The sequence below is a fragment of the Pseudomonadota bacterium genome (assembly GCA_039028155.1).
In the GTDB taxonomy this organism is placed as follows: Bacteria; Pseudomonadota; Alphaproteobacteria; order SP197; family SP197; genus JANQGO01.
Genome location: JBCCIS010000065.1, coordinates 1 through 23,132 on the forward strand (window position 1 = coordinate 1; position 23,132 = coordinate 23,132).

The following is a 23,132-nucleotide window of genomic DNA, read 5'->3' on the forward strand; positions in this document are numbered from 1 at the left end:
CCCGCGGCCGTCGCGCGCGCGGCCATGGACAGTGGCGTCGCGCGCCGGCCGATCATCGACATGGAGGATTACGAGCTCCAGCTCGCGGGGCGCCTGGACCAGGTCGCCGGGCGAATGAACGAGGTCTTCACCCAGGCCCGCGCACGTCAAGCCAGGGTCGTCTTCGCCGAGGGCGAGGAGGAAAAGACGATCCGTGCCGCAGCACTGTGGCGCGACCAGGGACTGGGCACACCGATCCTGGTCGGCCGGCCCGAAGAGGTGACCGAGCACATGCAAACGCTCGGCGTGCAGGCCGACGGCATCGAGATCATCAACGCCCGAACGGCGCCCAACCGGCAGGCCTACATCGACTACGTCTATACCCGTATGCAGCGGCGCGGCGCGTTGCTGCGCGACAGCACGCGGTGGGTCAATCTGGACCGCAATGTCTTTGCTGCGGCCATGCTGGCGACCGGCGACGCGGATGCGGTGGTTACCGGCGTCACCCGCAACTACGCTGCCGCGCTGTCCCATATACAGCGCGTCCTCGATTCAAAGGCCGGCCATCAGGTGTTCGGCATGGCTATCCTGGTGACCCAGGGCCGCAACCTGTTTGTCGCCGACACCTCGATCAACGAAAGGCCGAGTGCGGAAGAGCTTGCGGATATCGCGGTCCAGGCCGCGGCCAAGGCGCGCGCCATGGGAACCGAGCCGCGTGTTGCGCTGGTCTCGTTCTCGAACTTCGGCAGCCGTGGCGAAGAGCAGGTGCAGCACATTCGCGATGCCGTCGAGCTGCTGGAGGCGCGCGGCGTCGACTTCGAGTTCGACGGCGAGATGGCGCCCGACACGGCGCTCGACCCCTATCTGCTTGAGTACTATCCGTTCAGCCGCCTGTCCGGTCCGGCCAACGTGTTGGTCATGCCCAGCCTGCACGCCGCAAACATTGCGTACAAGCTGGTCGAGGCCATGGAAGCGGCTGATGTCATCGGCCCGATCCTGGTCGGCCTTGAGAAGCCGGTGCAGATCGTACGCCTGGGCGCCACCGTGAACGACATCCTCAACATGGCGGCGCTGGCCGCCATCGACGTCGAGTACTAGCCGTGGCGGCGGGCGCAGAAGGATCCGCGCCGGTTTCCAGATCCGCGCCCAGGCTCGGTCAGATCGTCGCCGGCGCCTTGCCGCTGGCCGCCACGCCGGTCGTGGTGCTGGGCGCCATGGCGTTGTTCGGCCTGGCAGATCCCGTGGCCGCGCTGGTTGGCGCCGTGGCCTCTGCCGTGGTGGCGGCGATCGTCATCAGGCCGATCTTGCGCAATCTGTCGTCGGCCAAGCGTTACAGTCAAATGCTGGCGCGCGACGCGGCGGCCGACCCGCCGCGCCTGGACGCCGGCTCCGGCGCCGACGACCTGCAGGAGTTGTTGCGCCAGGTCCACGACCTCCTGGCGGCGCGTGACAAGCGCATCGACGACCTGGCCGCCGAGGCCGGACGCATTCTGGATGCCTTGCCCGACCCGATCCTGATGGTCGCGCGTGACGGCCATATCGTGCGCACCAACCGCACCGGGCGGGAGCTGTTCGGACCCGATGTCGTCGGCCGTGATCTTGCGGCGGTGACCCGTGATCCGACCTTTCTGGCGGCGGCAGATGCCGCGCGCGACCGCGGCGAAAGTTCCGATGTCGAACTGACCATCCTGGCCGGCCGCGTGCCCCACAGCTTCGGCGCCAGCGTCGCGCCACTACCGGTGCGGGGCAATGGCGGACCGGCGGTGATGGCGGTGTTTCACGACCTGACCGCGATGAAACGGACAGAGCAGATGCGCGTCGACTTTGTCGCCAACGCCAGCCACGAGATCCGCTCGCCGCTTGCCACCCTGGTCGGTTGCATCGAGACCCTCCGCGGGCCGGCGCGCGACGACGAGGATGCCTGGGACGATTTCCTGGAGATGATGGACGACCAGGGCAAACGCATGACCCGCCTGGTCGGCGACCTTTTGTCGCTGTCGCGCATCGAGCTGAACGAGCACACCCGCCCGACCGGCGAAGTCGATCTGACCGACGTGCTGGCGCGGACCCAGACCGCCTTGGAGTGGGAGGCGACCGCCAAGGACATGGTGGTGCGGTCGAAACTGGATGCGCCGCTGCCGACGGTGCGCGGCGATGCCGCGGAGATCGAACAGGTCGCCTATAACCTGCTGTCCAACGCCATTAAGTACGGGCGGGCGGGAACCGAGGTAACGGTCACCGCCGGCCATCGCCCGGCGCCGCCGGAGCGCGCGCGCATGGAGCGCATCCCCGTCGTCTGGTTCACCGTCAGGGATCGCGGCGACGGCATCGCCAGCGAACACCTGCCGCGCCTTACCGAACGTTTCTACCGCGTCGATACCGCGCGCAGCCGCGAACTGGGCGGTACGGGATTGGGCCTGGCGATCGTCAAACACATCCTGAACCGCCACCGCGGTGACCTGACCATCGACAGCACCGTCGGCGACGGCTCGACCTTCACGGTCTATCTGCCGGCGCTGGAAATCGATTGAATCCAGCATCCCCTCACACCATCCACAGGGTGTAGAAACCGGCGTCACACAACTGTCATGGAACAGTTGTAACTTCGTCATGCAGGCGACGTAGCGTCAGCCGAGCCGCAGCAGAGGAAGCTTGCGCTGGCGGCGTCTGAATGGACCTAGACAGGGGATTTTTACCATGAAAATCAGGACGTTAGCCGTTGCGACGGCTGCCCTGGTACTGACCGCCGGTGCCGCCCAGGCCCGGGATCAGATTCGCATCGTCGGCTCGTCCACGGTGTTCCCGTTTTCGACCGCCGTAGCCGAGAAGTTCGGCGAAAAGACCGACTTTCCGACGCCGGTCGTCGAAAGCACCGGTTCCGGTGGTGGCCTGAAGCTCTTCTGCGGCGGTGTCGGCGAAGAGCACCCCGACATCACCAACGCCTCGCGACGGATCAAGGAATCGGAAGTCGCGCTGTGCGCCGAGAACGGCGTCGCCGACATCATCGAGGTCAAGATCGGCTTCGACGGCATCGTCATCGCCAACAGTGTCGAGGCCGCCCAGATGGACATTGGCCTTCGTGAATTGTGGATGGCCTTGGCGGCAGAAGTGCCGGATGGCAATGGCGGCTTCGTTGCCAATCCCTATACCAACTGGAGCGACATAGACGCGTCGTTGCCGAACTACGCGATCCGTGTCCTCGGCCCACCGCCGACCTCCGGCACCCGCGACGCCTTTGTCGAACTGGCCATGGAAGGCGGCTGCAAACAGTTTGACGAAGTCAAAGCGCTCAAGGAAAGCGACGAGGATCGTTACGACGAGATCTGCCAGTCGATCCGTGAAGACGGCGCGTTTGTTGAAGCCGGCGAGAACGACAACCTGATCGTCAACAAGCTTGAAGCCGACCCGGATGCCTTCGGCATCTTCGGGTACAGCTTCTTGACCCAGAACGACGACAAGGTGCAGGGCTCGCTGATCTCCGGCGAGGCGCCGACCTTCGAGAACATCGCCGACGGCGCTTATCCGGTCTCGCGGTCGCTCTACTTCTATGTCAAGACCGCCCATATCGGCGTCGTTCCCGGCATCGACGAATACATCGTCGAGTTCACCGATGAAGGCACCTGGGGTCCGTTCGGCTATCTGGCGAACAAGGGACTGATCCCGTTGCCCGATGACGAACGCGCGAAGGTCTCGACCGACGCGAGGGCGCACAACAACCTCTCGATGTAACTGGTTCCGGCCGGTGCGCACCAAGCCGCGTCGCGCACCGGCCACCATTTTCTGAGCATGTCTTGCCGCGATCACATCGCGCGGCTCGTACGACAGAGGGGTCTCAATCCCCTTCGCAAACAATAGCGTGACAGGTCTGCAGGGGGCAGGAACGTGGGCACGGGGATAGCGACACTCATCATCTTGGCACTGGCATTCTTCGCCTATGCCAGCGGTCGCAAACGAGCACGCGGTCTGGCTGCCGCAACGGACCGACCCAGCGATCTGCATTCCCGACCTGTCTATCATGGTTGGTTCGTCGGCTTGGCCTGCGGTCTGCCGGCGGTCGCCCTTTGGATCTTGGCGCTCGCCGTCGGCGATCACATGGTCCAGGCCGCCATTCTTGCCGACCTGCCGCCGGAGATCAGCGAGCTCTCAGGCCCTCAGCTCAACCGTTTTCTTGACGATGCCCAGGCACTTGCTACTGGCGGACGGACGACCATCGATCCGACACCGGAGCTGGTTCAGGCGTCCGAACAGTACGCCAGTCTAAACGCCCTTCGGATATGGATCAGTTTTGCGGGCGCCGTCGGTCTGGGCGTGATTGGACTGGGCCTCGCGCTGCGCAAGATCGAGATCGGTTTCCGCGCTCGCCAGCCGGTCGAACGTATCTTGATGATCACCCTGCTGCTGGCAGCGACCATTTCGATCCTCACAACCATTGGCATCGTTTTCTCGGTGCTGATCGAATCCATTCGGTTCTTCGAGAAAGTTCCGATCTTTGAGTTCCTGTTCGGCCTGAACTGGAGCCCGCAAACAGCCTTACGCGTTGACCAGGTGGGCTCGTCCGGTGCGTTCGGCGCGGTGCCACTGTTTGTCGGCACGGCTCTGGTGACCCTGATTGCCATGCTTGTTGCCGGTCCAATCGGCTTGCTGTCGGCAATCTACTTGGCGGAATACGCCCACCCCAGGTTTCGCGCCATCGCCAAGCCGATCCTGGAGGTTTTGGCCGGCATTCCCACCGTCGTTTACGGCTTCTTCGCCGCACTCGTCATGGCGCCATTCTTCCGCGATGCCGGCGCTTCGATCGGCATTTCGGTGTCGTCGGAAAGCGCCATCGCCGCCGGCGTGGTGATGGGCATCATGATCATTCCGTTTGTCTCATCATTGACGGACGACGCTATTGCCGCGGTGCCCAAGCAACTGCGCGATGGATCGCTCGCACTCGGCGCCACGCGCCAGGAGACAATTACCGGCGTGATCATCCCTGCCGCGCTGCCCGGTATCGTCGCTGGTTTCCTGCTCGCGATCAGCCGTGCGGTAGGCGAGACGATGATCGTTGTGATGGCTGCCGGACTTGCCGCTAACTTGACGGTCAACCCCTTGGAGACCGTCACCACGGTCACCGTTCAGATCGTCACACTTCTGGTCGGCGATCAGGAATTCGACAGTGCCAAGACGCTCGCCGCCTTCGCGCTCGGCCTGGTGCTGTTCATCATCACCCTGGCGCTGAACGTCGTCGCGCTCAGGGTCGTTCAGAAGTATCGGGAAAAGTATGACTGACATGGCGACCAACACTTCGATTATCGGCAAGGGAAACGCGGCGCAGGCGCGCGTCAGGCGTCGCTATGCCCGCGAGCGTCGCTTCCAGTGGATATGTCTCTCGGCACTTGCCGTCGCCGGTATCTTTCTGGTCATCCTGATCGGCAGCATCGTGTCGCGTGGTTATACGGCCTTCGTTACCACTGAGATTGAGCTCGCCGTTACTTTCAATGCCGACTTGGTCGATGCCGAAAACCCGTCATCGGGCAACTATCGCATGGTGGTCGTCCAGGCCCTTCAGGAGCAGTTTCCAGACGTCACCGATACATCCGACCTGCGCAAAATGCTCGCCTTGTTGAGTGATGGCGCCTTCATCAAGCTGCAGCACATGGTCGAGGCCGATCCGTCGTTGGTCGGCACGACCGAACTCGTCAGTCTGCCCGCGGGCAGCGATGTCGACATGTTCTCAAAAGGCTACATATCGCGCGATGTCGCGGAGACGTCGCGACGCGTCGACGACCAGGAGATCGGCTGGCTGGACACGTTGTCAGCACAGGACGCGCTGGTGACGGTCCCCAATTGGGACTTCTTTACCCGCGGTGACAGCCGCGAGCCCGAGCGGGCGGGTATTGGCGGCGCTCTGGTCGGATCGGCCCTGACGCTTCTCGTCACCTTCCTGGTGTCATTCCCGCTTGGCGTCGCCGCCGCAATTTTCCTTGAGGAGTTTGCGCCGAAGAAACGCTGGGTCGACATTATCGAGGTCAACATCAATAACCTGGCGGCCGTACCGTCGATCGTGTTTGGCCTGTTAGGCTTGGCTGTTTTCCTGAATGTGATGCACATGCCGCGTTCGGCGCCGGTCGTCGGTGGCCTGACCCTGGCGTTGATGACGCTGCCGACCATCATCATCACGACACGCGCCGCGTTGAAGGGCGTGCCGCCGTCGATCCGAGAAGCGGCTACCGGGTTGGGCGCATCACCGGTCCAGGTCGTCTTTCATCACGTCATGCCGCTCGCCATGCCGCGCGTCCTGACCGGCACCATTATCGGCATGGCCCAGGCACTCGGTGAAACCGCGCCGCTCCTGATGATCGGCATGGTCGCCTTCATCGTCGATGTGCCGAGCGGACCGCTTGATCCCGCGACCGTACTGCCGGTGCAGATCTATCTATGGGCCGACAGCCCCGAACGCGGTTTTGTCGAAAAGACATCCGCCGCCATCATGGTGCTGCTCGGGTTCCTTATCGTCATGAACGGCATTGCCGTCTTTTTACGTCAGAGGTTTGAAGTCCGATGGTAGAAGCCCACGCCGTAGCCGAAGAAACGAACGCGCCCGAGTACGATGCGCGCACCATCCGTCACGACGAGCTGCCCGAGCTTGAGAGCCCAACGAAGATCGACACCCGTGACGTCAAGCTCTGGTACGGCGAAAAACAAGCGCTCGCCGGCATCAACATCAATGTTCCCGAACGTCAGGTAACGGCCTTTATCGGGCCGTCAGGCTGCGGCAAGACAACGTTCCTGAAGTGCTTGAACCGCATGAACGATACGATCGAGGGTGTGCGGATCGAAGGCCAGATCACCATGGACAATCAGGACGTCTATGACCGCCGTGTCGATGTCGTCCAGCTGCGCGCGCGTGTCGGCATGGTGTTTCAGAAACCCAACCCGTTTCCGAAATCGATCTATGACAACGTGGCCTACGGACCGCGCATTCACGGCCTGGCGCGCAACAAGGCGGAACTCGATGAGATCGTCGCGACCAGCTTGCGCCGAGCCGGCCTCTACAACGAGGTCGCTGATCGCATGCAGGATACGGCGACCGGCATGTCGGGTGGCCAGCAACAGCGTTTGTGCATCGCGCGCACCATTGCGGTCAGCCCGGAAGTCATCTTGATGGACGAACCGTGCTCGGCGCTCGATCCCATCTCGACCGCCCAGGTCGAGGAACTGATTGATGAGCTGAAGGAGAACTACACGGTCGTTATCGTGACCCATAACCTGCAACAGGCCGCGCGCGTTTCGCAGTACACCGGCTTTTTTCATCTGGGCCGTCTCATCGAGTACGGCGAAACCGCTCAGCTCTTCCATAATCCTGCCCAGCGCATGACCGAGGATTACATCACCGGCCGCTTCGGCTGACCGGCGGGCAATAGGAAACAAACAACATGACGACCACGCAGCAACATACCGTCCGCTCCTATGATACGGAGCTTGAAGAGGTCACCCGCGACATTCTGGCGATGGGCGGGTTGGTCGAAGCACAACTACGAAGCGCCCTTGACGCGCTGGTTGAGCGCGATCACGAGCTTGCCCAACGTATCGTCGAGACGGACCAACAGATCGATGATCTGGAACGCCAGGTTGATGAGCTCGCGACACGCATTCTGGCGCTGAGGCAGCCGATGGCGGAGGACCTGCGGCGCGTCAAGACTGCGCTGAAGGTGGCGAGCAACCTTGAGCGAATGGGCGACTTGGCCAGCAACATCGCCAAGCGCAGCCTGACCATCGAAAGCGATTCGGACATCCCGCAGCGCGAGGGCCTGAAGCGCATGGGCGCAGCCGTCTACGCCATGACCAACGACGTGCTTAACGCCTATCGCGACGAGAACAAGGAACTTGCGCTATCGGTGTGGCATCAGGACGAAGCCATCGACGAGATGTACAATGCCGTCTTCCACGGCATCCTGACCGACATGATGGCCGACCCCAGCACGATCGCGGCGGGAACACAGGTCCACTTCGTCGCCAAGAACATCGAGCGCATGGGCGATCACACGACGAACATCGCCGAGATGATCACCTATATGACAGAGGGCACCCTGCCCGATCAGGACAGGCCCAAGGGCAGCACGGTGCCCCAGGGCGCCCCGGACGACAATTGACTGGTGCATGAGTGGGAAACTTGTAACCGATGGACGCGACAATTCTTGTTGTGGATGACGAGGCGCCAATTCTGGCGCTGCTACGCTACAACCTAGACAAGGCCGGTTACCGTGTGGTCGAGGCAACGGACGGCCAGGAAGCTCTGACCCTGATACGCGAGCAATCGCCCGATCTGGTCGTGCTCGACTGGATGCTGCCCTCGATCTCCGGCATCGAGGTGTGCCGCCAGGTGCGCCGCGACAGCGAGCTGCGCAACCTGCCGATCATCATGTTGACGGCACGCGGCGAAGAGCAGGACCGCGTGCGCGGTCTGGAGGTCGGCGCCGACGACTATATCCCCAAACCCTTCTCGCCGGCCGAACTCTTGGCGCGCATCCGCGCGGTACTGCGGCGTATCCGGCCGGCTCTGAGCGAAGAGGCCTTGTCGTATGCGGACTTGCACATGGACCTCGCCGCGCACCGGGTGTCGCGCGCCGGCAAGCCCATTCATCTGGGGCCTCGCGAATTCGACATGCTGCGCTTCCTGATGGAGCACCCCGGCCGCGTCTTCAGCCGTGAGCAGCTCCTGGACAGCGTCTGGGGCAACGACATTTTTGTCGAGCCGCGCACCGTCGACGTCCATATCGGCCGGCTTAGAAAGGCGCTCAACATTGCCGAGGGCAAGGATTTGATCCGCACGGTCCGCTCGGCCGGTTACGCGCTGGACGCGGCCTAACGCACGTTTTTTGCCCGTTTTGGCGGTTCAGCGGTCGATCTGGCGTTTGTCGGTACCCCATCCTTCTTCGCACCAATCGCTGCCAAGTCACGGAAAGCACTGGATTTCTTCATCCGGCTTCGCCAGGATAGAGGCTCCATGCTTCATTGTGTGATACTCTCCCGATCATGAAAGATAGGCAGCCCTGGTCGGTGCGCGGCGTTTCGCGCGAAGCGCGCGCAAAGGCCGCTCGCGCAGCAGCCCATCGGCATATGACCATCGGCGAGTGGGTGACCCAGGTTCTGGTCGCCGCCGCCGATCGTGATCTTGGCACAGCGACCGATGAGCCGGCGCCATCCGAACCATCCGGCGGGTCCAACCTGCCGGCGACCAACAGCGGCACCGAGCGTGAACTGGCCCAAGCCTTGGGCGCTCTGGTTCAGCACCTGCAGAAGAACGCTGAGGATGCCCCGGTCGGCGACATTGTGCGCCGCATGGAACGCACGGAGCATGCGCTTGTCGGGCGCATGGAGCAGATGGCCGCGGGTCTTTACAGCGTCATGCAGACCATGGAAACCCGCGCCATGCCGATCATCGACGGCGACCAGCCCGCCGGCGCACGACCCAAGGGCGCGCCGCCGATCATGCTGCCAGATCAGTCCCGATTGGCCGATGCGGTCGAGCGGGTCGTCGATGCCGAGGCGCGCCGTCAGGACCAGATGGCCGCGGTCGCCGACGCGCTGACCATGCTGGCCGCGAAAGTCGACAGTGGCGATAGCGGTAGCGGTTCGGCCACCACGCCCGAACCGGCCGACGAGCCGGTCGACGAGGCCGAAACGAAGGCGAGCGACGACGAGGCATCGCCGGCCGAAGAGATTGATGAGACGGTCCCGGCAGCCGCCAACGACACCGAACCGCACGATGAAAGAGCGTTCGACGATGACGGTGAGGCCGTTACCGAAACGGCCGATGAGGCTTCAGGCGAGAGTGAGTCTGACGACGAAGAGTCGACATCCGACGCGTCCCAAGTGGACGACGACATCGAGCCGGTGGCCGCGGAGACCAAGACGCCGCCACCGCCGGCGGCTTCCAGCTATACCGGCACCCGCGACGAACACGGCAACGATGTCATCGCGGCCATTCGTGCGCGGAGCGCGCGGCCGCCGGAATTTGCCGAAACCGCTGAAGAGCCGCGCCGGGGCTTGCTCGGACGCCTTTTCCGGCGCGACTCCTGATCTTGACTCAGGCGGCCAGCGCCTGATCAGCCGGCACGTAGTCGTAGCCCAGGGCTTCGGCCACCGCCTTGTAAGTCACCTTGCCGGCCATGACGTTCAGGCCTTCCTTCAGGTGCGGATCGTCGGCCAGGGCCTTCTTGACGCCGTTGTTCGCCAGGCGAACCGTGAACGGCAAGGTCGCGTTGTTCAGCGCAAAGGTTGACGTACGTGCCACGCCGCCGGGCATGTTGGCGACGCAATAGTGGACGACCTGGTGGACCCGGTAGGTCGGTTTGGCGTGCGTCGTGGCGTGGCTGGTTTCGAAGCAGCCGCCCTGATCGATCGAGACATCGCACAACACCGAGCCGCGCTTCATGCGCTTGACCTGGGCTTCCGTCACCACCTTCGGCGCAGCAGCACCCGGGACCAGAACGGCGCCGACCACGAGGTCGGCGGCCAACACGTACTCTTCGACCTGATCGACCGTGGAATAGAGGTTCTTGGCCCGGCCCTCGAAGAACTCATCGAGATGGCGCAGGCGCGCGACCGAGCGATCGAAGATGGTCACCTCAGCACCCAGTCCAACCGCCATGCGCGCGGCATTGGTGCCAACGACGCCGCCGCCGATGACGACAACCTTGCCGGGTTCGACGCCGGGAACGCCGCCCAGCAGAACACCGCTGCCCTTTTGCGTCTTCTCCAGGCAATGGGCGCCTGCCTGTATCGACATGCGTCCAGCCACCTCGCTCATGGGCGCCAGCAGCGGCAGGCCGCCGTGATCGTCGGTGACGGTTTCATAGGCGATCGCCGTGCAGCCGGACTCGACAAGCAGACGGGTCTGCTCGGGATCGGGCGCCAGGTGCAGATAGGTAAACAGGATCTGACCGTCGCGCAGCATCCGGCACTCGTCGGGCTGAGGCTCCTTGACCTTGACGACCATATCCGCGCGCGCGAACACCTCCTGGGGTGTGTCGACGATTTCCGCGCCCGCCTTGACGTACATCTTGTCGTCAAGACCGATCTCGCGGCCTGCGCCCTTTTGGACGATGACCTGGTGGCCGTGTTGGATGACCTCACGGACACTCGCGGGCGTCATGCCCACGCGGTATTCGTGAACCTTGATTTCTTTCGGCACGCCGAGAAGCATCACCGACTCCGTCTGTTTGAAGATTGGAACAAAGAGGCAGGAGATACCGGCGACATGGGTACCGCGACCTCCCGGGTTGACGCTGCTTCAAACCATGTTCCCAGTTGGAAATCAACCTGACGATTTCCGGTCATCATGGGCCCAGCGCGTACCGATCAGGATGACGACGGCCGATCCGGCTCGATACCCGGCCTCAACATCCGGAACACTGTCTCGACGATGGTGTATTCGGCATAGCCGAGCCGAGCGATCGGACGGACCGCGGCAAGATCAACCCGGCCATCCTTCAAGATCCCATCGTCGATATGAATACCCACGACCTCGCCCAAAACCACCTTGTTGGGACCCCCTGGCCCGTTCTGCGGAACCTCGATGGTCTGCAGATAGCGACACTCCAGTGCCACCGGCGACGCCTTGACCCGGGGCGGTTTGACCAGCCGGGACGGCACCAGATCGAGCGCCGCCAACGCCGCTTCGTCGACGCCGTGGGGAACTTCATCGGAGGTCGTGTTCATCTCCTCGCGCAGATCCCACGTCACCATGTTGTGGACGAACTCGCCTGAGGTCTGGGCGTTGGCGACGCTGTCCTTGTGATTGGCGTCCAGGCGGGCGCCGCCGGAGAACATGATGACCGGCGGATCGTCGCCCATGGCGTTGAAGTAGCTATAGGGCGCCAGGTTCACCTGGCCCGCCGCATTCAGCGTCGTGAACCATCCGATCGGCCGCGGCGCGACCAGCGCCTTGAAGGGGTCGCGCGGCAGGCCGTGGCCATGGCGTGGTTCATAGAACATGGTCCGTCCTTGCAACGTTCGTCGGGTCGGGCCAGGCAGCGCGCCGGGCTATGCGGCCTCGTCGACCCATTTCCTGTAGCGGTCGATGTAATAGGCGTCGTCATGGGCGGTGGCCTTGGCGGAGTCGCGGCTCGCCATCAGGTCATACCAGGCCCGGATCCGCGTGCATTCCTCCGGGATCGACGCCTTGCGGTGATGCGCGATGGCGCCGAAGCGCTCGAAGAACGGGTAATAGGTCAGATCGACCATGGAGACCTCATCGCCCAGCCAGTAGGGGCCGTCGGAGAGCTGACGCATGCCATCGAACTCAATCTTTCGAAGTTGGTCCTCGACCTTGATCCTCAGCTCCGCCTGCTTGGCTGGGTCCTTGGCGAACAACAGCTCGTAGCTGTCCTCGACCCAGACGTTGTTGCAGTAGTCAATCCAGATGCGCGCCTTGGCCCGGGCGACGGGATCGCGCGGCATCATCGCTGGGTCGGGATAGGCTTCGTCGATGAACTCGTTGATGATCGCCGACTCATAGACGACGTCATCGCCGATCTTGACGACCGGGACCTTGCTGTAGGGCGAGACCTCGTTGAACCAGTCGGGCTTGTTCGACAGGTCGACCTCGCGACGCTCGAACGCCAGACCCTTCTCGAGCAAGGCCATGTGCGTGCGCTGGGCGTAGGGACAGACCTCGGCGGTAATCAATTCGATCTTCGGCATGGTCGGACCTCCTGTTCTTGGAACGCGGCGCGGTATCTTATCCCAGTTGCTCGGCGATCAAGCTCTTCAAGTTAGCGCGAGGCCGTGCGCCCAGATGGCTGATGACCTCACCGGCACAGATCGAGCCATAGGTCCCGGCGCGCGCCAAGTCCTCGCCAGCCGTATAGCCATAGAGAAATCCGGCGGCATAAAGGTCGCCGGCGCCCGTCGTGTCGACGACCTTGACCGACCGCGCATCGACCGCGTGACGTTCCGCGCCCCGGCAGATCACCGAGCCCTTCTCGCTGCGGGTCAACGCCGCGACCGTCACGTCAACAACCGCGCGGTCGGCGGCTTCGTCGAATGCCTCGACCTCATAGAGCGATTTGATCTCGTCTTCGTTGGCGAACAGGATATCGACCGAGCCGGCGACAAAGTCCCGGAACGCGGCGCGATGCCGGTCGACACAGAACGGGTCCGACAGCGTCATCGCCACCTCGCGCCCGGCCTGCTTGGCCGCTTCCGCCGCGCTGGCAAAGATTGCCGGGCCCTCCGGCGCGTCCCAAAGATAGCCTTCCAGGTAGACCACCTTGGACGCCGCGACCCCGGCCGGGTCGATATCGGCCTCGCGCAGGCCGACGCAGGCGCCCAGATAGGTGTTCAACGTCCGCTGGGCGTCGGGTGTCACGAGAACCAGGCAACGCGCGGTCTGCGGTCCCGAGGTCGCCGTCTCGCTTTCGAAGCTGACACCCTGGGCGCGAATATCGTGGGCAAAGACCTTGCCCAGGCTGTCATCGTGGACCCGGCCGACAAAGGCGCCGCGACCGCCGAGCGCGGCGACCCCGGCAGCCGTGTTGGCGGCGGACCCGCCGGAGACCTCGACGCCTGGTCCCATAGCAGCATAGAGCGTATCTGCCTCGTTCTCATCGATCAGCCGCATCGCGCCCTTGACCAAACTCTGTTCCTCAAGGAAGGCATCGCTCGATTCGGCAAGCACATCGACAATCGCGTTGCCGACGGCAAGCACATCAAATTTCGTATCGGTCATGGGATGAAGACGCTTTCGGGTCTGGACGTGGCGGGAGCCGGAGTATAGGACGGCTGCGTGACCCGTCCAGCCTCGCCATGGTGGGGCCGGGCGAAAATCGATCCCGATGTCCGCCAGCGCATTCCTTGGACCTCGATCATGACCGATCTTTACCGTCTGACAGCACGTCAGGCCGTCGACCTGTTGGCGAAGGGCGAGGTCTCGCCGCTCGACATGGTTGAGGCCTCGGCGGCGCGTATCGAAGCCACCGACGGCGCCATGAATGCGATGCCGACGCTATGCCTGGACCGCGCCCGCGATCATGCCAAGGCGATCATGGCGGGCGAGCGTCCGGCCTACAAAGGCCCCGGCGCGCTTCACGGTCTGCCCATGGCGGTCAAGGAACTGGACGACGTCGCGGGTGTTCGCACGACCTATGGCTCACCGATCTATGCCGACAACGTGCCCGAGCGTTCCGACATCATGGTCGAGCGGCTGGAGGAGCGCGGCGCCATTACCATGGGCAAGTCCAACGTGCCGGAGTTCGGTGCTGGCGGGCAAAGCTTCAACAGCGTGCTGGGCGCGGCCGCCAATCCCTGGGATCTCGGCCACACACCGGGCGGTTCGTCCGGCGGATCCGGCGCGGCGCTGGCAGCGGGCCAAGTGTGGATCGCGACCGGGTCGGACCTGGGCGGCAGCCTCAGGATCCCCGCCAGCTTCTGCGGCATCGTCGGCTACCGCACGACGCCCGGCATCGTCGCCAAGGGTCCCGATCCCTACCCGTTCGCCGACCAGCCGGTCGCCGGTCCCATGGCGCGCAACGTGCCGGATACCGCTCTCATGCTCGACGCCATGACCGGCATCCACGAGGAAGATCCGTTGTCGCGTGCGGCGCCGGCGACGTCCTATGTCGACCAGGTCTTGAAGGCGCTGTCTGAGGGCAGTGCACCCAAACGCATCGGCTATTCAGCGGATCTCGGCATCACGACCGTGGCTCCAGAGGTCGACGCTCTGTGCCGCGCCGCGACAGAACGGTTTGCCGAGCTGGGATCGGAGGTCACCGACGCCGCGATCGACTTCTCCGACGCACCGGAGTCCTTCCAGACCTTCCGCGCGCTTGGCTTCATCAACGGGCACGAGCACGAGATCGACGTCCACCGCGACAAGTTCAAGCCGGAGAACATCTGGAACATCGAGAAGGGTCGCACGCTGACCCGCGAGGAGATCAGCCGCGCCCATCGCATCCGCGGCGCCCTGTTCCACCGCATGCTCGCCTTTTTCCGCGATCATGACGCGCTCGCCCTGCCGTCGACCATCGTCCCGGCGCTGCCGCTCGACATGCGTTACCTGCCCGAGCTGAACGGCCAGCGCTTCGACAACTATGTCGAATGGATCATGATCACCTCGGTCATCACGTTGACCACCTGTCCGGTGATCTCGATCAACTGCGGTTTCACCAAAGCCGGTCTGCCTGTCGGTTTGCAGATCGTCGGCCCGCCCCACAGCGATGGCCGCCTGTTGGGTTGGGCCGCCGTGGCCGAGCACCTTTACGGATTGGCTGGTCAGGTGCCGCTCGATCCGCGGGGCAAGCGGGGCGCAGAGCCAGGCCCCGATGATGGGAGGCATGTCGCATGATAACGGCACTGACCAAGGCTTTCGAAGACCTGGGCATTGCCCGCGTGCGCAATGTCCTGTGGTGGGTCATCGGCTGGACGCTTTTGATTTTCATCATCCTGGGCGGTCTGCTCGGCTGGGGCGTGGATAGCCTGGACGCGGAGAACTGGGTGTCCGACAACCCGGGGTTCTTCGGCAACCTGGTCGATATCCTGGTCAAGTTCCTTGTTGGCGTCGGCTACCTGTTGCTGATGTGGCTGGCCTTCGCCGTCATTGCCCAGAACGTCGCGGCGTTCTATCTCGACCGCATCATCGGCGCCGTCGAAGAAAAACGCTATCCGGAGCTGGGACCGGCCAAGGGTTCGACCATTGCGACCGACATCTCCGCCATGCTGCGCTTCACCGGCGCGCTGATCCTGTGGAACATCGTCGCCATCCCGTTCTACTTCATCCCGATCGTCAACATCATCGTCTTCTATTTGTTGAACGGTTACCTGTTCGGCCGGGAGTACGCCGAGGCCGTCGGGTTCCGGCGCATGCCGCCGGCCGAGGTCAAGGCATGGCGCGGCGCCAACCGGCTGCGCCTGTTGATCGCCGGCGCGCTGATTACGCTCGCCTTCTCCGTGCCGATCCTCAACTTGGCGGCACCGGTTCTGGCAGCGTGCTTCGTCACCCACATCTATCACGACGTCCAACGGCGCACCGGTGCGGTGCAGAAGACGTGACGCGTTTCGTTGTCCTCGCACTATGTCTGGCCGCCGCCGCCTGCGCGGCCAAAGCACCAGAAGAGACGGCAACAACGGAGATTGAACCGGCGCCCTCGATCCAATCACCGGGTGACGACGCCGTCGGGCCCGACCAGTTGCTGCACAAGGCCGATACGGAAGTCCGCACCATGCTTGGCGATCCCGAGTTCATATGGAGCGAGGACGGCGCGGCCATGTGGCGCTATCGCGGCGCCAACTGCTATGTCGATGTCTTCCTCTATGAAGGCGAAGGCGTGACCTATGTCGACGTGCAGAGCCAGGGTACGGACGAGCGCTCGCGCGATGCCTGCTTCCGCACCATCATCAAACCGGCCGCCGGTTAACGCTTCGCCTTTTTCTTCGCCTTTCGCTTGACGCTCTTCTTTGCGGTCCTTTTTGGTCGGCCCGCCGACGGCGGCGCCAGCTTGCGGCCCTTATGCTTGACCGGCTCGTCGGCGGGATCCGGCGTCTTGTCCTTGAATGGGCAGCAGGTCTTCACGACACAGTCCCAGCATTTCGGTTTGCGGGCCAGGCAGGTATAGCGCCCGTGCAGGATCAGCCAGTGATGGGCGGACGGTTTCCAGCGGTCGGGGACGACCTTTTCCAGCTTCTGCTCGACCGCCAGCGGCGTCTTTCCCGGCGCCAGTCCGGTGCGGTTGGAAACCCGGAAGACGTGGGTGTCGACCGCAATGGTTGGCTCGCCGAACGCTTCGTTCATGACGACGCTCGCGGTCTTGCGGCCGACGCCGGGCAGCGCCTGCAAAAGATCGCGGTCGCGCGGCACCTCGCTGTCGTGTTGGTCGATCAGCATGTGCGATAGCGCGATGACGTTCTTGGCCTTGGAATTGAAAAGACCAATGGTCTTGATGTGCTCGCGCACGGCGTCTTCGCCCAACGCGACCATGGCTTCCGGCGTCGAAGCCTTGGCGAACAAGGCGGGTGTCGCTTCGTTGACGCTCTTGTCCGTCGCCTGGGCCGACAACACGACGGCGACCAGCAGCGTGAACACATTGCCGTACTCCAACTCCGTTTTCGGTGCTGGAATCACGCGCTCCAGTTCAGCAAAAAAACAATCGATATCGGCCGCCTTCATGGCGGCCATCCTAGATGAGATCCAAGCCTGTTTGTATCGCCGTACCGGTAGACGAAGGCCGCCGCCGGGATTGACCGGACAAGGTTGATTTTGAGGACGGATCGCGCGGTCCTATAATCCGCCGCCATGACGCCATCCGACACCACGGACCGCGCACGCCGGTACTATTTCGACGCGGTGCTGACGCCGAACCGCTCTCTGCCGCGCCGCGGTTTCTGGCTGCTGATGGCCGTTCTCGTCATCACGCTGGGCGGCGTTGGCCTGGCCTTCTCCACGTTGGGCGCATGGCCAGTGGCCGGATTTTGCGGGTTGGAGGTGCTTCTGGTCTGGGGTGCCTTCCACCTGAACTACCGCAGCGGCCGCATGGTCGAGTCCGTACGCTTGGACGAGAAGACCCTTACCGTTACGCGGTCCGTGCCGCACCGACCGTTGAAGTCGTGGCAGTTCCAACCCCATTGGGTGCGCGTCAACATGGACGATCCGCCGGAACACGACAGCAAACTCCAGCTCTCGTCCCATGGGCGCACCGTAACGATCGGCAGTTTCCTGACCGCCGACGAGCGCCTCGAGGTCGCCCAGGCCCTGCGCCGGGCCATTGAAGACTGGCGCGACCCGTCCACCAAGAGCTGGCAAACAGCGACCTAGAGCGGTTCCAGTTTTGCGAGAATCCGTTCCCGGCCGTCCCTCAACCATCCACCGCTAGCGCCGAGAAACCGGCCATTGGCGTTGAATTTGAGGTTGTATTTCGTAACAATCGCAAAGTTGTGATTGGGGTCATTTAGTTCGCGTCTGCAGTCGCTATAGTCCACCACACGTTTGGATGAGTTACGTCAACCCGACCTCGGCCCACGCCGATCGGTTGATGTCCTGGTGCACGAAGAACGTCAGAAATTGACGAGGCCGAGCAGAGCGCGACGGATGGGATAGCCGGTATTGAGTCGCAGCGATTTACCACGCATACGCCGGATGAGTTGGGCGGATGCCGTTTTTGCTCTGATATGCGCCACCGGCTTTGGCGGATCGTTTCTGTTCATCAACGTCGCGGTAACAGAGATCCCGCCGATCACGCTGACGGCCGCCAGATCAGTTATCTCGTTCCTGGCGTTGTGGTCGGTGCTGCGGCTGATGGGCCTCAGATTGCCACCGTGGGGTCCGATCTGGTGGTGGATCACAGCCCTTGGCTTCGCCAGCCTGGTGCTGCCCATGGTGCTGGTTTCGTGGGGACAACTTCACATTGAGTCCGGCCTGGCCGGCATCATCATTGGATTCGTGCCGATTGTGACGTTCGTCCTGGCGCACCTGTTTTTTCAGGACGAGCGTTTCACGCCGATGGGTTTCACCGGTGTCTTGATCGGATTCATGGGTGTGATCGCGATCATCGGGCCGGCCGCCCTGTTCGATTTCGGCAACCACCTCTTGGGTCAGATCGCGACCTTCGCTGGCGCGGTCAGCATCGGTGCGGCCAACATCATCGGCCGGCGGATAAGTTCGATTGGCCCCATGGTCATCGTGACGGCCTCCCAGCTCGCGGCGGTCGTCTGGTTGGTTCCGCTGAGCCTGATCCTCGATCAGCCGTGGACGTTGGCGCCCAGCGACACGGCACTGGGCTGCCTGGTCATCATCGGGCTGTTCGGCAGCGCCCTGCCCGGTTTCCTGTTCTACAGGCTATTGGTACGGGTCGGCGCGACCCGCGCCTCGCTGGTCGCCTATGTGGCGCCCATCGTCGCGGTCGTCATCGGCGCGCTGGTGCTGGACGAGCGCCTGCCCTGGAGTGCCCTTGTGGGCCTCGTGCTGATCCTGGTCGGCGCCTACATCGTCAACCGGCGCGCCGGCCGCGCGCTTTAGAGAAGATCCTGTTTTGATGGTATCGCTTCGCGATGCCATCAGCGCATGAGACTCTGCTCACCTCATAGATTGAGAGCGGATTCACATGGTGAGGTGGGTCCGTCAAACGGTTCCACCTCACCATGATCCGCGCTAGCCGCCGGCGGACATGCCGCCGGCCAGTCCAAGAATACCGGCGATGATCAGATAGGCCGCGACGATGTAGTTCAAGAGGCGCGGAAAGATCAGGATGGCGATCCCGGCAACTAGCGAAATCACGGGTGAGATAACGACGACGTTCATGAACTTCTCCTCGATGTTCGCTCGCGCACCTTTGCGCGACCACGAGAGGAATTTATCAGGTGAGGCCCAGAACGTCCGCCATGCCATAGAAGCCGGGCTCGCGGTTGGCAGCCCAAGCGGCCGCCTTGAGCGCGCCGCGCGCGTAGATTTCGCGGCTCGACGCCCGATGGCCGATCTCGATGCGTTCGCCATCGGCGGCAAAGATCACCGTGTGGTCGCCCACCACATCGCCACCGCGCAGTGCGGCCAGGCCGATGGCGCCGCGTTGGCGCGCGCCGGTCAAACCGTCGCGGCCCCGGTCGGCGACATCGCCGAGCGCGACACCGCGGCCTTCGGCCGCCGCCTCGGCGAGCGCCAGGGCTGTCCCTGATGGCGCGTCTTTCTTGTGGCGATGGTGCATCTCAACGACCTCGATATCGAAGTCGTCGTCCAGCGCCGCGGCGACCTGGCGCGTGAGGCCTAGGAGAAGATTGACGCCCAGGCTCATGTTGGCGCCGAACACGATGGCGGCATCGTCACCGGCGGCGACCATCGCCGCGCGGCCGACATCGTCCAGGCCGGTCGTACCGATGACCAGCGCCGTGCCGGTCGATCGCGCGAGTTCGAGGTGACTCAAGGCCAGCGACGGTGTGGTGAAGTCGATGACCACATCCGATGCGTCGAACAGCGACGCAGGATCGCCGGTTGCTTCGATGCCAATCGGCTCAAAACCGGCTATCGTCCCGACATCGCGTCCGACCGCATCGCTATCGGGGCGCTCCGATCCGCCTGCGACCGTCACGCCAGACGTCTGGCCAACCGCTTCGATCAGCGTTCGGCCCATACGCCCGCCACAACCGGCTATCCCGACGCGAACTGTCATGATTGATGTTTAGCCCTTGGCGGTGCCGGCGTCACCCGTCGGTTTCACCAGTGAAGGCGCTGAGCGGCACCGCGACCTCCGGGTCCGATCCCGCCTGTTCGGCGGCGGCCTTGAACTGGATGTCGCCATAGGCGCGGTATTCGTCCAGCGTCAGGGCCTCGTCGCCGTCGGCATCGAGACCGGCCCATGTTTCGGCGAGGTCGTGGACACCCTGTTCGCGCGCCTCTTCCTCCGTCGATGCGGTGGTGTGGACGCGAAAAGCGGTGAACTCGGCCGGGCTCAGGTTGCGGTTGCCATTGGCATCCAGCGTCGCGAACACGCGCGCGGCATCATTCGACACTTCCTCCAACGACACGTAGCCGTCGCCATTCTGGTCGAGCGCGTCAGAGCTGCCGGCAATATCGGCAGTCGCCGTGCGATAGGTGGCGACGGCAATCGGTTGGCCGGCGGAATCGATGCTGGTGTAGCGCGCCTCGACTGCGGCAAACCATTCCTCGCGGGAGATCTGCTGGTCGTTGTCGGTGTCGACGGTGAAAAACACGTCGTCGGCGCGCAGAACCGTGGCGGTTCGCGTCACCGTCACGGCGCCCGACCCGACGCGGCACAAGGTGAACTCCTCGCGGGTCACGACGCCGTCCGCGTTGCCGTCCGACAGCAGGAAACTCTCCATCAGCGACAGTTCGGCCTCGGCCCGCGTGACCCAGGCGTCGCCATCGGTATCAGCGACCGCAAAGACGCCGCCGCATGCCGTCTGCATGTCACGGATGGTGGTGGTCTGATCGCTGGCCCGCGCCGTTCCGGCGGCCGCCAGGGCAAGCGTCAAGACCGTCAACAAGGTGCGCACGGGACATCACCTCACAGCGTGATGGAGACTGTCGTCATGATGGAGCCGATGGTGGCCAAGGCCAATGGCGAAATCAGGGCGGGGGTTGTTGCTTGCTGCCGGCACCAGCCCGCTCCCCCTCCTCCGGGGCAAAACGCCGGGAGGCGTTTTCGCCGAGGCCACCCATGGCAGTATCCTTGGCGTGGCCGGGAGGGGGAGCGGGCTGGCGATGCAGCTAGACCAACAACCGCCCTACTCCGTTAGATCCTGCCAGAGCTCCTTTACCTTGGCGAAGAAACCTTCCGACTCCGGATGGTGCTTTGGTTTGCCCGTCGCGGCTTCATCAAATTCCTTCAGCAGTTCTTTCTGCTTAGACGTCAGATGAACCGGCGTCTCGACGACCGTCTCGATTATCATGTCGCCGCGTATGCCGCCACGGACCGGCGTCATGCCCTTGCCGCGCAGGCGGAACTGACGTCCGGACTGGGTGCCCGACGGTATCGAAAGCTTGGCGAGTTTGCCTTCGATGGTCGGCACCTCGATCGAGCCGCCCAGCGCTGCCGTGGTCATCGGGATCGGCACGGGACAAAAGACCGTCGTGCCGTCGCGCTGAAAGATGGCGTGGGGTTTGATTGAAAGGAAGATATAGAGATCGCCCGCCGGCCCACTGCGCATGCCGGCCTCGCCCTCGCCCGACAGACGGATGCGCATACCGTCCTCGACACCCTCGGGAATCGAAACGTTAAGGGTCTTGTCGCGCTGCACCCGGCCGGTGCCCGAGCACGCCCCGCAGGGATCCTGGATCATCTTGCCGGCGCCACCACATGTCGGGCAGGTGCGTTCGATCGAAAAGAAACCCTGCTGGGCGCGCACCTTGCCGTAGCCGCCGCAGGTCTGGCAGGTGACCGTCGCGTTGGGATCCTTGGCGCCGGTGCCGTTGCAGGCCTCGCACACCACGTGGGTGGGGACGCGGATCTTCGCCTGCTTGCCCTGATAAGCCTCCTCCAGCGAGATCTCCATGTTGTAGCGCAGGTCGGAGCCGCGCTGGCCGCCTTGCTGGCCACCGCCGCGACGACGTCCACCGCCCATGAACTCGCCGAACAAATCGTCGAACACGTCGGCAAAACTGGAGCTGAAGTCGTGAGCACCCCCGCCGCCGAAGCCACCCATCCCGCCGTCAAACGCGGCATGACCGAATTGGTCATACGCGGCGCGCTTTTCACCGTCCTTCAAGACCTCATAGGCCTCGTTGACTTCCTTGAACTTGACCTCGGCTTCGCCGTCGCCGGGGTTACGGTCGGGGTGATACTGCATCGCGAGCTTGCGGTATGCCGACTTAAGCTCGCTCGATTCGACGCTACGGGTAACGCCGAGCACTTCATAATAGTCGCGTTTCGCCATTGATGTTCTGCCTGCCCCGAAACGCGCAGCCGCGCCGGACGAAGATCGCCGGCGCGGCCTAATGCGCTATCAGCTAGGCCCAGTCACAACGCTTAGGCGTTGCCGGTGCCAGACTTCTTGTTCTCGTCGTCGACTTCCTCGAACTCGGCATCGACGATATCGGGGTCGCCCGAGCCTGGGGCATCGGGACCGGGGCCCTCGCCGCCGCCATCGGCCTGTGCCTGCTGCTCGGCCTGATACATGGCCTCGCCCAGTTTCATGGCCGCTTCGGCAAGCGCCTGAGTCTTGGTCTGGATGGCTTCGACATCGTCGCCGTCCTTGACCTCTTTCAGCTCGGTCACCGCAGCCTCGATGGCGTTCTTCTCGGTCTCGCCGATCTTGTCGCTGTGCTCGGAAAGCTGCTGTTCGGTCGTGTGGATCAGCGCGTCCGCATGGTTGCGCACCTCGACCAGTTCGCGCCGCTTCTTGTCTTCCTCGGCGTTGGCCTCGGCGTCCTGGACCATCTGGTCGATCTCATCGTCGGAGAGACCGCCGGAGGCCTGGATACGGATCTGCTGTTCCTTGCCGGTCGCCTTGTCCTTGGCCGACACGTTGACGATGCCGTTAGCGTCGATGTCAAAGGTGACCTCGACCTGGGGCAGACCACGCGGCGCCGGCGGCAGGCCAACCAGATCGAACTGGCCGAGCAGCTTGTTGTCGGACGCCATCTCGCGCTCACCCTGGAAGACGCGGATGGTCACCGCGGTCTGGTTGTCCTCGGCGGTCGAGAACACCTGGCTCTTCCTTGTCGG

Annotated in this window: 24 protein-coding genes; 14 read left to right on the forward strand and 10 right to left on the reverse strand. The window is 63.6% G+C overall.

What is annotated here, in order from left to right; all coding sequences use genetic code 11:
* The 9 genes from AAF563_22545 to AAF563_22585 form a co-directional block, all read left to right on the forward strand.
* The coding region (locus tag AAF563_22545) for a phosphate acyltransferase (protein ID MEM7124074.1) at positions 1 to 1,077 on the forward strand (1,077 nt) is incomplete at its 5' end.
* Between the two features lie 2 nt (positions 1,078 to 1,079).
* Positions 1,080 to 2,510: an ATP-binding protein gene (locus AAF563_22550; GenBank protein ID MEM7124075.1), complete on the forward strand. Its 1,431-nt coding sequence runs from the start codon at positions 1,080 to 1,082 to the stop codon at positions 2,508 to 2,510.
* Positions 2,511 to 2,676: 166 nt separating this feature from the next.
* Entirely contained in the window at positions 2,677 to 3,708 is a 1,032-nt protein-coding gene (locus tag AAF563_22555; protein MEM7124076.1) for a substrate-binding domain-containing protein, read from the forward strand.
* A 153-nt stretch (positions 3,709 to 3,861) separates the two neighbouring features.
* Positions 3,862 to 5,250 (forward strand): phosphate ABC transporter permease subunit PstC, encoded by a 1,389-nt coding sequence (gene pstC / locus AAF563_22560; GenBank protein MEM7124077.1) that lies wholly within the window; start codon positions 3,862 to 3,864, stop codon positions 5,248 to 5,250.
* Positions 5,243 to 6,529 carry a phosphate ABC transporter permease PstA gene (gene pstA / locus AAF563_22565; protein MEM7124078.1) on the forward strand — a complete coding sequence of 429 codons (1,287 nt, stop codon included), beginning with the start codon at positions 5,243 to 5,245 and terminating at the stop codon, positions 6,527 to 6,529. The genes pstC and pstA overlap by 8 nt, the downstream gene beginning before the upstream one ends.
* The gene (gene pstB, locus AAF563_22570) at positions 6,523 to 7,371 is read left to right on the forward strand and encodes a phosphate ABC transporter ATP-binding protein PstB (GenBank protein MEM7124079.1); all 849 of its coding nucleotides are present in this window, start codon (positions 6,523 to 6,525) and stop codon (positions 7,369 to 7,371) included. Before pstA ends, pstB begins: the two co-directional genes overlap by 7 nt.
* A 26-nt stretch (positions 7,372 to 7,397) precedes the next feature.
* Positions 7,398 to 8,114: a phosphate signaling complex protein PhoU gene (gene phoU / locus AAF563_22575; protein MEM7124080.1), complete on the forward strand. Its 717-nt coding sequence runs from the start codon at positions 7,398 to 7,400 to the stop codon at positions 8,112 to 8,114.
* Between the two features lie 29 nt (positions 8,115 to 8,143).
* Entirely contained in the window at positions 8,144 to 8,830 is a 687-nt protein-coding gene (phoB, locus tag AAF563_22580; protein ID MEM7124081.1) for a phosphate regulon transcriptional regulator PhoB, read from the forward strand.
* 167 nt (positions 8,831 to 8,997) lie between these two features.
* A complete protein-coding gene (locus tag AAF563_22585) occupies positions 8,998 to 10,044 on the forward strand; it encodes a hypothetical protein (protein MEM7124082.1) in 1,047 nt (348 codons plus the stop codon).
* A 7-nt stretch (positions 10,045 to 10,051) separates the two neighbouring features.
* On the opposite strand, the gene ald is transcribed toward AAF563_22585, so the two are convergent.
* The 4 genes from ald to AAF563_22605 form a co-directional block, all read right to left on the reverse strand.
* On the reverse strand, positions 10,052 to 11,170 hold the full coding sequence (gene ald, locus AAF563_22590; protein ID MEM7124083.1) for an alanine dehydrogenase: 1,119 nt from the start codon (positions 11,168 to 11,170) through the stop codon (positions 10,052 to 10,054).
* A gap of 155 nt (positions 11,171 to 11,325) precedes the next feature.
* Complete coding sequence (locus AAF563_22595) at positions 11,326 to 11,961, reverse strand: flavin reductase family protein (protein ID MEM7124084.1); 636 nt, start codon at positions 11,959 to 11,961, stop codon at positions 11,326 to 11,328.
* A 48-nt stretch (positions 11,962 to 12,009) separates the two neighbouring features.
* The gene (locus AAF563_22600; GenBank protein MEM7124085.1) at positions 12,010 to 12,669 is read right to left on the reverse strand and encodes a glutathione S-transferase family protein; all 660 of its coding nucleotides are present in this window, start codon (positions 12,667 to 12,669) and stop codon (positions 12,010 to 12,012) included.
* 37 nt (positions 12,670 to 12,706) lie between these two features.
* Positions 12,707 to 13,696: an adenosine kinase gene (locus AAF563_22605; GenBank protein MEM7124086.1), complete on the reverse strand. Its 990-nt coding sequence runs from the start codon at positions 13,694 to 13,696 to the stop codon at positions 12,707 to 12,709.
* Positions 13,697 to 13,834: 138 nt separating this feature from the next.
* Between AAF563_22605 and AAF563_22610 the strand changes: the two genes are divergently transcribed.
* From AAF563_22610 to AAF563_22620, 3 genes are read left to right on the forward strand one after another with little or no spacing between them, the layout of a single operon-like run.
* Positions 13,835 to 15,310 (forward strand): amidase family protein, encoded by a 1,476-nt coding sequence (locus AAF563_22610; GenBank protein ID MEM7124087.1) that lies wholly within the window; start codon positions 13,835 to 13,837, stop codon positions 15,308 to 15,310.
* On the forward strand, positions 15,307 to 16,014 hold the full coding sequence (locus AAF563_22615; protein ID MEM7124088.1) for an EI24 domain-containing protein: 708 nt from the start codon (positions 15,307 to 15,309) through the stop codon (positions 16,012 to 16,014). Before AAF563_22610 ends, AAF563_22615 begins: the two co-directional genes overlap by 4 nt.
* Entirely contained in the window at positions 16,011 to 16,379 is a 369-nt protein-coding gene (locus tag AAF563_22620; GenBank protein ID MEM7124089.1) for a hypothetical protein, read from the forward strand. The genes AAF563_22615 and AAF563_22620 overlap by 4 nt, the downstream gene beginning before the upstream one ends.
* Here AAF563_22620 and nth read toward each other — a convergent pair.
* Entirely contained in the window at positions 16,376 to 17,128 is a 753-nt protein-coding gene (gene nth / locus AAF563_22625) for an endonuclease III (protein MEM7124090.1), read from the reverse strand. The genes AAF563_22620 and nth overlap by 4 nt on opposite strands.
* Before the next feature lie 126 nt (positions 17,129 to 17,254).
* Between nth and AAF563_22630 the strand changes: the two genes are divergently transcribed.
* Together AAF563_22630 and AAF563_22635 are read left to right on the forward strand one after the other, a co-directional pair.
* Positions 17,255 to 17,773 (forward strand): DUF2244 domain-containing protein, encoded by a 519-nt coding sequence (locus tag AAF563_22630; GenBank protein MEM7124091.1) that lies wholly within the window; start codon positions 17,255 to 17,257, stop codon positions 17,771 to 17,773.
* Positions 17,774 to 18,094: 321 nt separating this feature from the next.
* On the forward strand, positions 18,095 to 18,973 hold the full coding sequence (locus tag AAF563_22635) for a DMT family transporter (protein MEM7124092.1): 879 nt from the start codon (positions 18,095 to 18,097) through the stop codon (positions 18,971 to 18,973).
* A gap of 132 nt (positions 18,974 to 19,105) precedes the next feature.
* Here the strand turns inward: AAF563_22635 and AAF563_22640 are convergent, their stop codons facing one another.
* The 5 genes from AAF563_22640 to AAF563_22660 form a co-directional block, all read right to left on the reverse strand.
* A complete protein-coding gene (locus AAF563_22640; GenBank protein ID MEM7124093.1) occupies positions 19,106 to 19,255 on the reverse strand; it encodes a DUF3096 domain-containing protein in 150 nt (49 codons plus the stop codon).
* Between the two features lie 55 nt (positions 19,256 to 19,310).
* Positions 19,311 to 20,117, reverse strand: a complete 807-nt coding sequence (gene dapB, locus AAF563_22645) for a 4-hydroxy-tetrahydrodipicolinate reductase (GenBank protein MEM7124094.1) — start codon at positions 20,115 to 20,117, stop codon at positions 19,311 to 19,313.
* Between the two features lie 31 nt (positions 20,118 to 20,148).
* Positions 20,149 to 20,961, reverse strand: coding sequence for a hypothetical protein (locus tag AAF563_22650; GenBank protein ID MEM7124095.1), 813 nt, complete (start codon positions 20,959 to 20,961; stop codon positions 20,149 to 20,151).
* Between the two features lie 231 nt (positions 20,962 to 21,192).
* Entirely contained in the window at positions 21,193 to 22,341 is a 1,149-nt protein-coding gene (gene dnaJ / locus AAF563_22655; GenBank protein MEM7124096.1) for a molecular chaperone DnaJ, read from the reverse strand.
* 92 nt (positions 22,342 to 22,433) lie between these two features.
* Positions 22,434 to 23,132, reverse strand: a 699-nt coding sequence (locus tag AAF563_22660) for an Hsp70 family protein (protein ID MEM7124097.1), incomplete at its 5' end; no start/stop codon positions are given.

Bases quoted from the DNA above. Each gene is read 5' to 3' on its own strand.
- dnaJ (MEM7124096.1), bottom strand. From the start codon at position 22,341: ATGGCGAAACGCGACTATTATGAAGTGCTCGGCGTTACCCGTAGCGTC.
- AAF563_22555 (MEM7124076.1), top strand. From the start codon at position 2,677: ATGAAAATCAGGACGTTAGCCGTTGCGACGGCTGCCCTGGTACTGACC.
- phoB (MEM7124081.1), top strand. From the start codon at position 8,144: ATGGACGCGACAATTCTTGTTGTGGATGACGAGGCGCCAATTCTGGCG.
- dapB (MEM7124094.1), bottom strand. From the start codon at position 20,117: ATGACAGTTCGCGTCGGGATAGCCGGTTGTGGCGGGCGTATGGGCCGA.
- phoU (MEM7124080.1), top strand. From the start codon at position 7,398: ATGACGACCACGCAGCAACATACCGTCCGCTCCTATGATACGGAGCTT.
- AAF563_22610 (MEM7124087.1), top strand. From the start codon at position 13,835: ATGACCGATCTTTACCGTCTGACAGCACGTCAGGCCGTCGACCTGTTG.
- AAF563_22630 (MEM7124091.1), top strand. From the start codon at position 17,255: ATGACGCCATCCGACACCACGGACCGCGCACGCCGGTACTATTTCGAC.
- AAF563_22605 (MEM7124086.1), bottom strand. From the start codon at position 13,696: ATGACCGATACGAAATTTGATGTGCTTGCCGTCGGCAACGCGATTGTC.
- pstB (MEM7124079.1), top strand. From the start codon at position 6,523: ATGGTAGAAGCCCACGCCGTAGCCGAAGAAACGAACGCGCCCGAGTAC.
- AAF563_22615 (MEM7124088.1), top strand. From the start codon at position 15,307: ATGATAACGGCACTGACCAAGGCTTTCGAAGACCTGGGCATTGCCCGC.
- AAF563_22595 (MEM7124084.1), bottom strand. From the start codon at position 11,961: ATGTTCTATGAACCACGCCATGGCCACGGCCTGCCGCGCGACCCCTTC.
- pstA (MEM7124078.1), top strand. From the start codon at position 5,243: ATGACTGACATGGCGACCAACACTTCGATTATCGGCAAGGGAAACGCG.
- AAF563_22640 (MEM7124093.1), bottom strand. From the start codon at position 19,255: ATGAACGTCGTCGTTATCTCACCCGTGATTTCGCTAGTTGCCGGGATC.
- ald (MEM7124083.1), bottom strand. From the start codon at position 11,170: ATGCTTCTCGGCGTGCCGAAAGAAATCAAGGTTCACGAATACCGCGTG.
- nth (MEM7124090.1), bottom strand. From the start codon at position 17,128: ATGAAGGCGGCCGATATCGATTGTTTTTTTGCTGAACTGGAGCGCGTG.
- AAF563_22635 (MEM7124092.1), top strand. From the start codon at position 18,095: ATGAGTTGGGCGGATGCCGTTTTTGCTCTGATATGCGCCACCGGCTTT.
- AAF563_22585 (MEM7124082.1), top strand. From the start codon at position 8,998: ATGAAAGATAGGCAGCCCTGGTCGGTGCGCGGCGTTTCGCGCGAAGCG.
- AAF563_22600 (MEM7124085.1), bottom strand. From the start codon at position 12,669: ATGCCGAAGATCGAATTGATTACCGCCGAGGTCTGTCCCTACGCCCAG.